The 14,046-nt window shown below is 56.7% G+C and carries 14 protein-coding genes; 5 read left to right on the top strand and 9 right to left on the bottom strand.

Annotated elements, in window-relative coordinates; all coding sequences use genetic code 11:
- Positions 1-10 precede the first annotated feature (10 nt).
- The 3 genes from BN1189_RS06125 to BN1189_RS06115 are packed head-to-tail and all read right to left on the bottom strand — an operon-like array spanning position 11 to position 3,380.
- Positions 11-1,630 carry an amidohydrolase gene (locus BN1189_RS06125; RefSeq protein WP_040226557.1) on the bottom strand — a complete coding sequence of 540 codons (1,620 nt, stop codon included), beginning with the start codon at positions 1,628-1,630 and terminating at the stop codon, positions 11-13.
- Positions 1,631-1,635: 5 nt separating this feature from the next.
- Entirely contained in the window at positions 1,636-3,162 is a 1,527-nt protein-coding gene (locus tag BN1189_RS06120) for a sodium:solute symporter family protein (protein ID WP_052455674.1), read from the bottom strand.
- Positions 3,162-3,380: a hypothetical protein gene (locus tag BN1189_RS06115; RefSeq protein WP_040226556.1), complete on the bottom strand. Its 219-nt coding sequence runs from the start codon at positions 3,378-3,380 to the stop codon at positions 3,162-3,164. The genes BN1189_RS06120 and BN1189_RS06115 overlap by 1 nt, the downstream gene beginning before the upstream one ends.
- Before the next feature lie 328 nt (positions 3,381-3,708).
- On the opposite strand from BN1189_RS06115, the gene BN1189_RS06110 reads away from it, so the two are divergent.
- Both BN1189_RS06110 and BN1189_RS06105 read left to right on the top strand, forming a co-directional pair.
- Positions 3,709-3,939, top strand: coding sequence for a DUF2187 family protein (locus tag BN1189_RS06110; RefSeq protein WP_040226554.1), 231 nt, complete (start codon positions 3,709-3,711; stop codon positions 3,937-3,939).
- 338 nt (positions 3,940-4,277) lie between these two features.
- Positions 4,278-4,793, top strand: coding sequence for a hypothetical protein (locus BN1189_RS06105; RefSeq protein WP_143242257.1), 516 nt, complete (start codon positions 4,278-4,280; stop codon positions 4,791-4,793).
- Between the two features lie 105 nt (positions 4,794-4,898).
- Here the strand turns inward: BN1189_RS06105 and BN1189_RS06100 are convergent, their stop codons facing one another.
- Positions 4,899-5,894 carry a YeiH family protein gene (locus BN1189_RS06100; RefSeq protein ID WP_040226552.1) on the bottom strand — a complete coding sequence of 332 codons (996 nt, stop codon included), beginning with the start codon at positions 5,892-5,894 and terminating at the stop codon, positions 4,899-4,901.
- 120 nt (positions 5,895-6,014) lie between these two features.
- Between BN1189_RS06100 and BN1189_RS06095 the strand changes: the two genes are divergently transcribed.
- From BN1189_RS06095 to BN1189_RS06085, 3 genes are all read left to right on the top strand, one after another.
- Positions 6,015-6,896, top strand: a complete 882-nt coding sequence (locus BN1189_RS06095; RefSeq protein WP_040226550.1) for a LysR family transcriptional regulator — start codon at positions 6,015-6,017, stop codon at positions 6,894-6,896.
- A gap of 198 nt (positions 6,897-7,094) precedes the next feature.
- Entirely contained in the window at positions 7,095-8,321 is a 1,227-nt protein-coding gene (pepT, locus tag BN1189_RS06090; RefSeq protein ID WP_040226547.1) for a peptidase T, read from the top strand.
- 15 nt (positions 8,322-8,336) lie between these two features.
- The gene (locus BN1189_RS06085; RefSeq protein ID WP_040226546.1) at positions 8,337-9,299 is read left to right on the top strand and encodes a DMT family transporter; all 963 of its coding nucleotides are present in this window, start codon (positions 8,337-8,339) and stop codon (positions 9,297-9,299) included.
- A 268-nt stretch (positions 9,300-9,567) separates the two neighbouring features.
- Here BN1189_RS06085 and BN1189_RS15810 read toward each other — a convergent pair whose 3' ends face one another.
- The 5 genes from BN1189_RS15810 to BN1189_RS06065 all read right to left on the bottom strand — a co-directional run bounded on the left by BN1189_RS15810 (position 9,568) and on the right by BN1189_RS06065 (position 13,734).
- Positions 9,568-9,846, bottom strand: a complete 279-nt coding sequence (locus BN1189_RS15810) for a hypothetical protein (RefSeq protein ID WP_143242256.1) — start codon at positions 9,844-9,846, stop codon at positions 9,568-9,570.
- Positions 9,847-9,854: 8 nt separating this feature from the next.
- Entirely contained in the window at positions 9,855-10,457 is a 603-nt protein-coding gene (locus BN1189_RS06080; protein ID WP_040226545.1) for a YusW family protein, read from the bottom strand.
- A 558-nt stretch (positions 10,458-11,015) separates the two neighbouring features.
- Entirely contained in the window at positions 11,016-12,062 is a 1,047-nt protein-coding gene (locus BN1189_RS06075; protein WP_040226625.1) for an ABC transporter substrate-binding protein, read from the bottom strand.
- An 81-nt stretch (positions 12,063-12,143) separates the two neighbouring features.
- The gene (locus tag BN1189_RS06070) at positions 12,144-12,923 is read right to left on the bottom strand and encodes an ABC transporter ATP-binding protein (RefSeq protein WP_040226544.1); all 780 of its coding nucleotides are present in this window, start codon (positions 12,921-12,923) and stop codon (positions 12,144-12,146) included.
- A 4-nt stretch (positions 12,924-12,927) separates the two neighbouring features.
- Complete coding sequence (locus tag BN1189_RS06065) at positions 12,928-13,734, bottom strand: ABC transporter permease (protein WP_040226542.1); 807 nt, start codon at positions 13,732-13,734, stop codon at positions 12,928-12,930.
- Between the last annotated feature and the right edge of the window lie 312 nt (positions 13,735-14,046).

The raw sequence follows: 14,046 nt of genomic DNA, 5'->3' as shown, positions 1-14,046 counted from the left end.
CGGACCCGGCTCACGGCTGCACCACTGCCTTTGCCCGCTCAAACACCGTTTCTCCGCCGATGACGGTGCGGTCAACTCGGATTTCCGGAATCTCTTCCACATCAGCATTGATGAGGGAGCGGTCGAGGATGGTAAGGTCTGCAAACTTCCCCGGTTCGATGGAGCCGGTCTCCGTCTCGCTGAATCCGCTGTACGCCGCGTTGATCGTACAGCAACGGATCGCTTCCAACAAGCCGATGCATTCCGCCCCGCCGACGACTTTTCCGGACGGGGATCTTCTTGTCATGGCACTGTGGATGCCGCGGAATGGATTAAAGTCAGTCACTGGGCAGTCGGCGGTCAGTGTAGCGGTGACACCGGCATCCCGGTAGCTGGCCAGCGGATACATCCCCTCCGCCCGCTTTCCATAGTTTTTCACATAGCCGTCCCCGTACTCATGAAAGAATGCCGGGTTCGGAGTCGGGACGGCCCCAAGCTGCTTCATCCGGTCGACCTGGTCTTTCCTGGCAAGGCCGGCGTGCTCGATCCGGTGGCGGGAATCTTCCCTCGGATGCAGGGCCAACGCCTTGTCGATCGTGTTGAGAAGCTGGTCGATGGCCGCATCGCCCTGGGCGTGGGCAGTCAGCTGCCATCCCTTCTCATGTGCGGGAATGAAGAGCTCGTCCAGTTCATCTTGGGAGAGATAATGGACACCATAATTTTCAGGGTCGCTCGTGTACGGCTCCGTTGTCCAGACCGTCGGGCCGCTGCTGGATCCGTCGAGGAAGACTTTGACGGGTCCATATTTGAAGCGTTCATTGCCATCGCCGGTCCGGATGTCACGGGAAAGATAATGCTTCACCACTTCGTCCGGTTTGTTCAGGGCACCCACCATTGCGTACACCCGCTGGGAGATGACGCCGCCCTCGGCATCTTCACGGAGCGCTTCGACGTTCTCGATGCCATAGCCGGTCGCGTCATGTATGGCGGTGATTCCATACTCAGCAAAATGTTCGGAAGCGACCCGGTGGGCTTCTCGAATCTCATCCCGGGTATGGGCCGCCAGCTGGTAGAGATCCATATGGGCGGTTTCGATAAGCCGCCCGTCCAGTTCCCCTTTCGGTGTTCTTCCGAGGGAACCGCCCTCTGGATCCGGGGAGTCATTGTCCAGACCGCCGATTTCAAGCGCCCTGCTGTTGACTGCCGAAATATGCCCGCAGGCGCGCACGACCATAACCGGGTGCTTGTCGGTCACGCGGTCCAACTCTTCCTTTGTCGGGAATCGTCGGTCTTCAATCGACGTCTCATTAAAGCCCCATGCCCGGACCCACTGCCCTTCCGGTACGCGGCCTGCCTGCTCTTTCAGGCGTTCGAGCAGATCGTCAATCGTCCGGACGGCGGGATCCTTGCACGATACCGAGAGAACATTGGCTCCGTACATCGTCGTATGGATATGGGACTCGATAATTCCGGGCATGAGCGTCCTGCCCGCCAGGTCTGTGACGGATGCCCCGTCCTTTCTCAGCTTTAGTATGTCGCTTGTCGAGCCGACGACAATAATTTTCCCGTCTTCCACAGCGACCGCTTCAGCGATATCATCGTTTCCGTTTGCCGTGATCACTTCTCCGTTTATGAATAACTGTCTCTCCATCTCAATCACTCCTTAATTTGGGCCATGTTTAAAACGGGTACCGGATTTGCCAGGTCTGGCTCTTCCTCATAAAGCTCATCAACCATATCCGGGAAGAAGTCCTCGACTGTTTTTCTCGACACCGGCTGTGTTAGCAGAGAAACAATGAAGAAAACGGGTAGATTAATGAACAAGCCCCAGATTCCTGCGTGGATGCCGAGCGGATGCGGATACCAGACCGAAAAGATCAGTGTCAGGACAAAACCAGCGGCCAGTCCCCAAAGAGCTCCATGTTTGGTTGCACGCGGCCAGAAGAACATACCGATGAGCGCCGGCATTGCCTGGCCGATGAAGCCGTAGCCGATTAAAAGGATGTAAACGAGGCTGGCCGGCTCAGCAATAGAGATTGGCGCGACGATGAACAACATGATCGGGAAGATCAACCAACGTGTCATCTTGCCGGCCCTCTCATCAGATAGTTTGAAAATCGGCTGGATAATATCCTTGCTGTAACTTAACGCGGTAGAGTGAATGCACGGCTCACTGGAGGACATAGCCGCAGCCAATGTCCCCGCACCAAGGAGACCGGCGATGACGATCGGCATGTTATCAATTGCCATCTGAATAGCGACAGTGTCCGAATTAGCGATGGTTGGGTACATGAAGATTCCTATAAACCCGACGACCAGCATGGGAATGCAAACAATGTAGAACGTTGGAAGCAGTGTAGCCGCAGTACGAATAGACTTCCTTGAATCTGCTCCCATCCACTGAATCCAGTGGGTCTGCCAAACAGACACCATGGAGATCAGGATGGAGGTGGTCCAGAAGGCGAAGCCCATGTCCCCCAGATTGCCAGGCAAGGTGAGGAATTGCGGAGCTTCGGCACGGACCCGCTCGAACACCGGGCCAAAGGAGAAGCCTCCTGTGAATTGGAAGATTGCCCATAGACCCACCGCCCAGGAGACCACCATCATCAAGCCTCCTTGGAAGGCGTTCGTAATTCCGATCGCTCTAAGGCCACTTCGGAAGAGGTAGATCGAGATGACTCCAAGTGACAGGAACACCCCGGCCCATACCGGTATCACGCCGTGGCTCATCACATTCAGGATGTAAGCCGCCCCTGTTGTTTGAATGACTGCGTAAGCAAGAATCCCAATAGAGGTAACCATCGAGGTGAGCGCGCCAAGGGCAGGACTCTCATATCGATGGGTAATCGCCGCTCCCTGGGTAACATGGTTGTGCTTTACTCCCAGCTCCCATACACGAGGACCCAGGTACCATGCGGTAATTGCCATGAAAGTCAGATAAACAACAACATATAATGCCGGTACTCCTTTTGAGTGCGCCCATCCAGGTGCACCCATGAACGTGTAGGCACTGACGCCGCCCGCCCCGACCAAGAGATACATGACAAGAGGGCCCAGGCTTCGCCCCGCAACGCCCCACTCCTCAACAGTATCCATCTTGCGCCCTTTCCCGGCGCCAAATCCAAGCCAAACGGCAACCACCATGTAAGCAATTGTAATCAAGAACGGAATCCAAGTTGCCATCAGTCATTCACCCCCATTTTATTCAAGAGAATAAGCAGTCCGGTCGTCAAAATAATGAGCAAGATAGACCAAGCCATTAATGTCGGCATGCCCAAAATAATCAAGTCATTGTTCAGCAACGGGATGATCGGCCATCCTCCTAGCAAGACAATCACAAAAAGCCCCAACAGACCGAACCAACCCTTTCCGCTTTTGGGCGTTTTAAATGTCGCTTTCATGAATGTACCCCCCTCTTGTCCTGTGTTTTTACTGATAACGCTTACATCTGATCTGTGTTGATGCTCAATAAGTTGTCTATGAACATTTTATTGGATAGAATATTCTGATTCTTCTACTCTTGTGTGTAATGATTTCTTTTATCCTTAGACACTGTGTCCAATCTGCCTTTAAAATCGGCTGAAGAGACGGGATGAGCGAATAATGTCAAAGTGTGCTATAATGGGAGTAGACAACCCGTCTGGAGGTTCGGCAACCGTGCCGCTCCCGCGTACGCCCAGGGATGAACACCCGGGCTTTTTTGTTTAACCAATAAGATTGAAGGGGTGGATGGGAGTGGCTTTTCCTGCAAAGCAGAAGGAACTGTCGCCATTTGTGGCGGCCCGGAAAGCGGGCGAGCTGGTTTCGTTCGTCCGCAATGACCATGAAGTATTCGGCACGATCGTCAAGATTCTCGAGAACTCGGTCATCGTCAAAATCTCCGACGAGGATGCGAAGAGGATCGGAGCCGCTTCAGATCTGACCGTTGTTTCCCACAAACACTACAACGTCCCGGATTGATATTGAAGAAACAGCGCACGTCGACCTGATTTCAGGCGGCGATGCGCTGTTTTTTCGTGTGGGGCGTCGGCGGTAATGAGAAGGAGCGGCATTGAAGGCCATGAGTGTGATCGGAGGGCCTGTGAGTGTCATCGCAGAGGCTGCGAGTGTGATCGGAGGGGGCCCGAGTGTTATCGCAGAGGCCCCGAGCGTCATCGGAAGCGGCCTGAACGGATTCACCCAAACTCATGGAAGAAACTTTTTAGCAATGTTGACTCATTTTTAATAAGTTCTGTTTATTGTATATTTAACTAAACGAAGGTTGAACGCTCACTATTATGCTAAGTAAGGAAGATGCTATGTTCACTGAAAACGTTGTTCTCAATTTCTGTTTCATGTCTGATCCCGATGCTTATTCTGAAGACATTGGGCGTCCGATCAGGAAGTTCACTGCAAAAGATCTGAATGCTGCCCTTGGAATCAAGGCCACTTTTCATTTTGACGCAGGGGAACATAATTTTTTGAGCGGGCATGGCAACGCCCAATTTTCTTTTTGGACCGTCGCTTTCCAGTTGAGCCCGGATGAAGTAAGCCGGATTGAGTATAATACCGACGAAGCGATTGCCTGCCTGATGAATAAGCTGCAAGGTTTTCTCAATGAAAATGGCATCACGGCTGAGCAGATTAAGGAAGTGACCCGGACCTTTGACTGCCGGGCACTCGTGATGCTCAATCTGCCGAAGTGGATGGACGGCGGCATATTTGCCGTTCATCCTGATGATTTGGGATTCATGTCGGAGACGGGCCTCACCTTCGAACATTGGCCTTTTAGAAAAGAGCAGATTGAAACATTGAAGAGAAGCGGGATTGCTTAACGGCCGCTTTCCATTCATCTGCTTCCCAATTAAAAAGATCGCTCCTTTGTAGGCGGGGATGACCCGCACCGCAAAGGAAGCGATCTTTTTTTATTCATTGTCGGGTCACGCCACGAGTACCACATAGCCATACACGACGGCGGCCAGGACGATCGAGCCGATCAGGCAGGCAACGAACGGCTTCATGCCCGCCCGGCGGAATGCGCTGAAGGAGACGCCGAGCCCGAGCCCGGCCATCGCCATTGCCATGAGCAGGTAGGCGAGGTCAACGAGTTTGGCAGCGACCGCTTCCGGAACGATGCCCGTCGAGTAAAGCGCACTCACGGCGAGGAAGCCGAAGATGAACCACGGAATCGGGAGCGTCTTCCAGGTGAGCTTCGGCCCGCCTTCGCCACGTTCTTTCCGGGCCGCCCAGAAGCCGACCGCGGAAGCGACGAAGACGAGCAGGACGACCCGCGTGAGTTTCACGACGAGCGCATAGTCGAGCGACACGGTGCCCGCCGCGTCACCGGCCGCGACGACATGGGCGATTTCATGGAGCGTGCCGCCGGCGAACATGCCGTACGCCTTGTCTCCGAGCCCGAGCACCGGATACAGGAGTGCATAGGCGAAGGTGAACAGCGTCCCCATGATCGCGATGATCGCCACACTGACGGCGGTCTCTTCCGGTTTTGATTTCTTCTGCGTGGAAACGGCGACAATGGCCGCGGCTCCGCAGATCCCTGTTCCGCATGCGGTGAGGAAGCCGATTTCCGGGTCGGATTTCATGACTTTTGCTGCCGCGTAGACGGCGGCGATCCCGACGACGACCGAAATGGCGGCAAGGCTGAATGCGGGCCACCCGGCGGCCGCGATGTCCGCGAGATTCAGGCGCATCCCGAGCAGGATGATCCCGGCGCGAAGCAGTTTTTTCGACGCGAACGTCGTGCCCGGTTCCCACTCGGCTTTGACCGGCAGGAATGTGTTCCACAGCATCCCGAGCAGGATGGCGAAAACGAGCGGGCCGATCAGCGATATATACGGCAGGCCGGCCGCGAGCTTGGCGATGACCGCCAGGATGAGCGTCAGGCCGATGCCCGTCCAAAATCCTTTGCTTTTCATGAATGAAGACCCCTTCCTGAACTTCTTATGGTTTTATTATAGAAGGGATTAATTCATCAGTAAAATGAGGTTTCGTGATAAAATCGATTATAAAAACTGATACAAAGGAGGACGCCGCCCATGCTGCTCGAACAGCTTCACACATACGCCGCGGTCGTCGAACTGAAAAACTTCACGAAAGCGGGCGAAGCGCTGAACCTCGCCCAGCCGACTGTCAGCCTGCACATCAAGCAGCTCGAGGAGGAATTCGGCACGGAACTCATCATCCGGACGAAAAAACAATTCCGCATCACGCCGGCCGGACGGCTGCTGTATGACCGGGCGAAGCAGCTCATCGCGCTCGCCGAGGAAACGAAGGAAGACATGATCCGCCAGAGCGGCGAGCTGACCGGCACGCTGATGATCGCCGCGAGCAACACGATCGGCGAATACGTCCTCCCCCGCCTTCTCGCCCCACTGCTCCTGGCGCACCCGAAACTCGAACTCGATATCGCCATCGCCAACACGGAGGAAGTCGAGTCGATGGTCCATGAATTCCGCTGTGACGTCGGATGCGTCGAAGGCACCGTGCGGCAAGACAGCCTGATTGCCGTCCCGTTCATGGAAGACGAGCTGATCATCATCGCCGGCGCCGGCCACCCGCTCGCCGTCCGGCAGACCGTCACTGCGGAGGACCTCCAGAACGCCCGCTGGATCACCCGGGAAGAAGGATCGGGCACGCGTGAACACAGCGATCATTTATTACGATCAATCGGCCACGTGGCGCCGAAGCGGCTCATCATCCGGTCCAACGGCGGCGTCCTCCAGGCAGTGAAAGCCGGCCTCGGCATCGCCGCCATCTCGGTTCACGCCGCCCGAGACGGACTCGGTGCAGGTTATCTGGTCCGGCTCGACGCCGGACTGCCGCCCCAAAAGCGGACCTTCTCCCTGCTTCACGCTCCGCTCATGGCCGAACGCGCGGCGGTTGGGGCATTTTTGGAGACGGTGACGGAAGGGGAATGAGGGGGGACGGCAGCTACATAACGTTTTTGCTGAGATACGAAACGTTTCGCCATAGATACACAACGTTTCTGCTGAGATACAAAACGTTTCGCCGCAGATACACAACGTTTTGACCGAGGGGCATGCCATTCCTTCCTCCCCGCCATTCTGTTAGAATGGTACTATTCGGAATTCATTTAGAACGAGGGGGCACCTGAAATGAAAGAAAAGCTGATCGAGCGCCTCGTGCGCTATGCGAAGATTGATACCCAGTCGAATGAGGAAAGCACGACAACGCCGTCGACTGCGGGACAGTGGGACCTGCTTCACGTGCTTGAGAAGGAAATGAAGGAAGTCGGCCTGACCGACATCACGCTTGATGACAACGGCTATCTGTTCGGGACGCTGCTGGCAAACACGAACAAGGACGTGCCGGTGATCGGCTTTCTCGCGCACGTGGACACGGCGACCGACTACACGGGCAAGAACGTGAATCCGCAGCGGATTGACAGCTACGAGGGCGGCGACATCCGGCTGAATGAAAATACGGTGATGGAAGAGTCCGTGTTCCCGCAGCTGAAAAACTATGTCGGCCACACGCTCATCACGACCGACGGCACGACGCTGCTCGGTGCCGACAACAAGGCGGGCATCGCGGAGATCATGACGGCGATGGAATACTTGGCCGAACATCCGGAGATCAAGCACGGCAAGCTGCGCGTCGCATTCACGCCGGATGAGGAGATCGGCCGTGGCCCGCACAAGTTCGACGTGGGGGCGTTTGGTGCGGAATTCGCCTACACGATGGACGGCGGCCCGCTCGGCGAGCTCCAATATGAAAGCTTCAATGCGGCCGCCGCGAAGGTTATCTTCCACGGCACGAACATCCATCCGGGCTCCGCGAAAGATAAGATGGTGAACGCGATCCTCATCGCGCATGAATTCCAGGCGGCGATGCCGGAAGACGAGATTCCTCAGAAGACGGACGACTACGAGGGCTTCATTCACCTCATGTACGTCGACGGCACGGTCGAGAAGACGACGCTGTCCTACATCATCCGCGACCACGACCGCAAGAAGTTCGAAGCGAAGAAGAAGCTGATGGAAGAAACAGCGGCGAAACTGAATGCCGAGTACGGCGAAGGTGCCGTCGAGCTTGACCTGAACGACCAGTACTATAATATGGCCGAGAAGATCGAACCGGTCATGCACATCGTCGACATTGCGGCCGATGCATTCGGCAAGCTTGATATCAAGCCGAATATCATTCCGGTCCGCGGCGGCACGGACGGCTCCCAGCTGTCGTTCATGGGCATGCCGACGCCGAACATCTTCACGGGCGGCGACAACTATCACGGCAAGTATGAGTTCATCTCCGCCGATGACATGGAAAAAGCGGCGAACGTCATCATCGAAATGGTGAAGCTGTACGAAGAACGCGCGTAAAGGAGGGCTTTTCCCATGAAAGAGATCGCACTCGGCGTCCTCGCCTCGCTGTTCTTCGCCGTGACGTTCGTGCTGAACCGGTCGATGGAGCTAGACGGCGGCAGCTGGATGTGGAGCGCGTCGCTCCGCTTTCTCTTCATGGTGCCGTTCCTGCTTCTCATCGTCGCCGCCCGGCGCGGGATCAAAGGTTCGATTTCGGAAATGAAGCGCATCCCCGGCCCGTTTCTCGTCTGGAGCTTCTTCGCGTTCGTGCTGTTCTATGCACCCCTGACGTTTGCGGCGGCGTTCAGCCCGGGGTGGCTTGTCGCGGGCACATGGCAGCTGACAATTGTGGCGGGCGTGCTGCTCGCCCCGCTGTTCACGTTCGCCGTGAAGGAGGGGGGCCGTGAGCGGGTGGTGCGCCATAAAATTCCGCTCATCTCGCTCGGCATCTCGCTGATCATCCTGCTCGGTGTTGTGCTCATCCAGCTCCCGCACGCCGGCACGGTCGGCGGGAAGACGATCCTTCTCGGAATCTTGCCGATCGTCGTGGCTGCATTCGCCTACCCGCTCGGCAACCGGAAGATGATGGAAGCGCTCGGCGGCCGGCTCGATACATTTCAGCGCGTGCTTGCGATGACACTCGCTTCGCTGCCGTTCTGGATTGTCCTGGCGGTGGTGGCGGTCGTGACCGTCGGCTGGCCGTCGTGGGGCCAGGTCGTCCAGTCGTTCATCGTCGCCGTCTCGTCGGGTGTCGTTGCGACGACCCTGTTCTTCATGGCGACCGACCTGGCGCGCCATGACCAAGGCCGGCTCGCCGCCGTTGAAGCGACACAGTCACTTGAAATCGTCTTCGCCCTCGCCGGCGAAATGATCCTCCTCTCGCTCCCGCTCCCGGGACCGATCGCGCTCGGCGGCATCGCCGTCATCATCATCGGCATGTCGCTCCACAGCTTCCAGACGATGCTCGCAAAGCTGAAAGCGACGGTAGAAGCATAAGAAAAGTCCGTCCCGGAACGTTCGGGACGGACTTTTTTCAGATGGACTCCTTTCCCGCTGGGGTGATAAGTGAAAAGGTACTCACTCACACCGGAAAGCCACTCACTCGCGTCTGTTTGCTACCGCTTCAAAGGGAACAGCCACCCACTGGCCGTTCAAGACCCTGGATCACTTTATACTTGACCATCAATCCTTCTCTTGGCTGGACTCTTTCAGGAGATCTCTTCCCGCGGCTTCGGGTGGCTTCACACCCCTTTCTGCAGAACATTCAATGGTCAGTCGCTCGAAAAGAAAATAGATAACGTTTCGCAGGATAAAGATAACGTTTCGGGAAATAAAGATAACGCTGTGCCGGATAAAGATAACGTTTTACGGGATAAAGATAACGCTCTACAGTAATACCGCCCTTCGCCGTAAAAAAAGCGATCCGCCGGAACCTGCCCAGCGGATCGCTTTTGATGTGATTTCCGAAGTTGACTCTCATTCTTTCGAAGTTGACGCCCGTCACCCGAAAGTTAACACTCAACGGAGCGAAGTTGTCATTCACTCATCCTGTCACTTCCGGTCTTCGATCTCATACTCCGTGCCGTCGTCCTTGAAGCGGAGCTCCAGCTCGAATTTAGTGTAGTCGTCGGGCAGGCTGAAGGTGGAGAGGACTTCGCGGATGGCGTCTTCTTTTGCGGTTCCGGAGCTGATGGTCATCTGCTCCACGAGCGGGTACAGGTCGTTGAAGGCGTCGAGGCCGTTCTTTTTCACGCCGTTCAGTTCGTCTTCGACCTTGGCTTTTACGGTGTTGTCGCTCTTGCGTTCGATTTCGGCTTCGTATTCTTTGCCTTCCGCGTATTCGACTTCGAGTTCGAATTCCGTGTAGTTCAGTTCGTCCATCTTTTGCTGCATTTCTTCCTGTCCGGTTGCGTCGGCGGCGTCGGAGCTGACCGGGTCGTCCGGTCCGTCGCTGCCGCCGACGGCTGCGTCTTCTGCGGCGGAGTCGTCCGTTGCTGTGTTATCTGTCCCCGAATCTCCTGCAGACGCCCCGGCGCCGTCTTCTTCGAGCGCGGGTGCCTGCTCGGCATCCGTGGATTCGTTGGTGGTCTCTCCGCACGCTCCAAGGACGAGCGTGCCGGCGATGAGGACCGGCCATGCATATTTCACTTTCATGTAAGTCCCTCCTCCGTCGTATTCCTTCCCTTTTGTGTTCCCGTTTTTGCCGACGGGCACACATCGGCGGCCGGTTTTTCGGACAAGCCGCGGTTTATCCGGCCAACCGGACGGCGGAGTCCCGGCATGCAGAGGCTGGTTTCTCTTTAAATCACTTTATCGGATCTTAAAATTAAGAACATGCGTTCTCATTTGTGGTATAATAAGATGGCAGCCATGTGCGGGGCGGGCGGATCCTCCGGAAGGGGGTGATGCCTATGACAATCGCCGAAGCGGCAGGGTTGGCCATCTCGCTGGCCGGCTCGATCGTCGGGTTTCTGACGCTTGTCGTGACGCTCATTGTCGTCATTTCCAAAAAAGAATGACCGTCCCCACCTCGGCCAAAAGGATGGGACGGCCATTGTCTCTTATTTGCCTGACGTCCCGTCCGGGCACAGGCTGCGTTCGGGCCGGATGTTCGCGCATCCGGTCCTTTTCATTTCGTAGTCCATCTTTCTTATGCCATTATACCCTATCTTCCGGTCCGGCTCAAGAAAACTCCAGTTATGAGCCGGCCATTCAGCCGCCGTCGTACGGCCCGAGGATTTTCAGCGCTTCTTCGGTGATCGAGGTGTCGATCGCCGTGTCGAAATCGATGTCTCCGGAGATGGCGCCCGCGGCTTTATAATGCTCAAATTGTTTCCGGATGTCTTCGACGAACATCTTGCCGTCCGGGTCGAGCCCGGTCACGTACACCTTTTCCCACAGTTCCGGGTCTTTCAGCGCGGTGTGCTTCACCATGATGTCGATCACTTCGTCTTTGCCGTCGTCCTTGAAGAACGCGTCGTTGTAGTCGCGCAGGCCCTTCAGGTAGGCGAGCATGAAACGGAGCGAGATTTCCTTCTCCTGCGTCATGAACTGCGGTGAGCCGAGCACCATCGCAATCTGGGATTCCGGCGCGTAGTCGGTCGCGTCGAGGAATCGCTGGTGCATGCCGTTCTCCACGCCTTGCGTGATGAGCGGCTCGATGCTCAGCGCAGCGTCGACCGATCCGTTGTCGATCGCGCCGAGCATGCTGCCGAAGTCGGCGATGAGCACGAATTCGACGTCGTCTTCCGTGAGTCCGGCGTGCTCGATCATCATGTCGAAGATATAACTGTCGATCGAGTTGCGGGACGAGACGGCGATTTTCTTGCCTTTCATGTCGGCGTAGTCCTTGATGTCGCTGTCCACGCCGGTGACGAATGTGAAGTACGACTTGCCCGGCACGTTGTGGCCTTTGTCGGCGATGATCCGGACGTCGATCCCCTGGGCGATCGCGTTGAAGAACGAGGCGGTCGACACGCCGCCCGCGATGTCCACTTCGCCCGCCGCGAGCGCCGGGAGCATTTCGTCGCTGTTCGCGAACTGGGCGAACTTCACGTCAATGTTGTAGTCCTCAAAATAGCCTTTTTCCTTGGCGATGTAGAATCCGGCGCCGGACGCCGCTCCGTCTTCGGCGATCATGACGGTGACCCGCTCCTCAAGCGGCGCCAGGTCGCCGGACGGGGCCTCCTCCGGTTTTTCGGCCGGCTTCGCAGGGGCCGCCGGTTCTTTCTTTGCGCATCCCCCGAGCACAAGCAGCATTGCGGCAAACAGGATAAAACCGAATTTCCAAATCCCTTTCCCCACTAATATCCTCCTTCTCATTGCGATTAACTACGAACTTCACTTCCTCGACCGCTGAACCTCATCCTGCAGATGCTTCAGCACGTGGACGAACTGTTCGGCCACTTTCGGGTCGGCGCGGATCGCTTCCATTGTGCGCGGCCGCGGTGTGTCCACCCGGACTTCGTCGGTGATCCGGCCGGGCTGCGCGCTCATGAGGAGGATCCGGTCGGACAGGAGGAGCGCCTCGTCGATGCTGTGGGTGATGAATAAAACCGTCTTTTTCGTTTCGGCCCAGATCTGGAGAAGCTCCTCTTGGAGAATGAATTTATTTTGCTCGTCGAGCGCGGCGAACGGTTCGTCCATGAGCAGGATTTCCGGATCGTTCGCGAATGCCCGGGCGATCGACACCCGTTGCTTCATGCCCCCCGACAGTTCTTTCGGGAACCGGTCGGCGAACGCCATCAGTCCCGTTTTCTCGAGGTAATAGTCGGTCCGTTCGCGGATCACGTTCGCCGGCAGTTTCCTCATCTGGAGGCCGAATGCCACGTTGTTGCGGACGGTGAGCCACGGGATGACCCCCCGCTCCTGGAACACCATCGACTGGAGCGGGCGGTCTTCCTTGCCGGAACGGATCGAGAACTCGCCGGCGCTCGGCTGTTCGAGGTCGGCCAGAATGCGGAGCAGTGTCGTCTTGCCGCATCCGCTCGGTCCGACGAGGCAGACGAATTCACCGTCATGGATGTCGAGCGACAGCCCGTCGAGCGCCGTGATGCTTTCCCCTTTTTTATAAAAGACTTTCGTCAGGTTGCGGATGCGGATCTTCACGTCATCGGTCATGCGGTCACCTCCATCTCAGGATTTTGCGTTGCAGGCCGCGGAGCAGCAGGGAGAACAGATAGCCGAAGAATGAAATGAGAATCAGTCCGACGTACATCTTTTTCAGGAGGAACGCCTTGTATGAAGTCCAGATGAGGAACCCGATCCCCGACACGGAGCCCATCATTTCCGCGGCCACGATGGTCAGGAGGGCGATTGCCTGGCCCATCTGGATGCCTTCGAGCATGACCGGGAGCGCACCGGGAAACGCGATTTTCATGAAGTAGTCCTTCGAATCCGCCCCGTAGTTTTTCGCCACGTCCATATGAATCTGCTCGATGTTCAGGACGCCCGCGGCCGTGTTGATCACGACCGGGAAGAACACGCTCCCGGCGATCGTGACGACTTTCGACAGGTCCCCGATGCCGAACAGGATAATGATGATCGGCAGAAGGGCCAGCGTCGGGATCGGCATGAGCGCCATGACGATCGGCTGGACGAAATGCCGGATCGGCGAATACAGACCCATGAGGAGGCCGATCACGATGCCCGGAATCACCCCGAGCAGGAATCCGGCGAAGATCCGGTAAAGCGATACACCGATATGGCTCATGAGTTCGCCGCTTGCGAGCAGTTCCCAGAACGTCGCCACGATTTCGGTCGGCGGCGGGAAGAACCGCGGATCGATCATGGCGGTCCGGGACAGGACTTCCCACAACAGCAGCATGAAGATCGGGGAGGAGACGGTGAGAAGCTGCTTCAGCCGTTCTTTCATCTGCCGCTTTTTCCATTCTTCGCGTTCCACTTCAACCGGGTTGTTTGTCATTGTCATGCGCCTTCACCCCTTCCCGTTCAGGATATGAGCCCGCCCGGTGTTGCGTGTAGGCGCTCAGCCTGAAAGGGAATCGTTCGATTCGGAGGCGTATTCGTTCGATTCGAGAGGGTAATCGTTCGATTCGCGGGTGCAATCGTTCGATTCGAGAGGGCAATCGTTCGATTCGGGACTGTGCTCCATCAGAGGACGTCTTGGACATGGCCCTCATCAATGCGATCGCAGCCTGTCGCCTTCCGATTACACTCGGGTGCCCTCCGATTACACTCAGACGTTCTCCGATTACACTCGATCGCCCTCCGATTACACTCG

The sequence above is a fragment of the Bhargavaea cecembensis genome, assembly GCF_000826125.2.
Lineage (GTDB): Bacteria > Bacillota > Bacilli > Bacillales_A > Planococcaceae > Bhargavaea > Bhargavaea cecembensis_B.
This window is presented reverse-complemented; position numbering and strand designations above follow the sequence as displayed.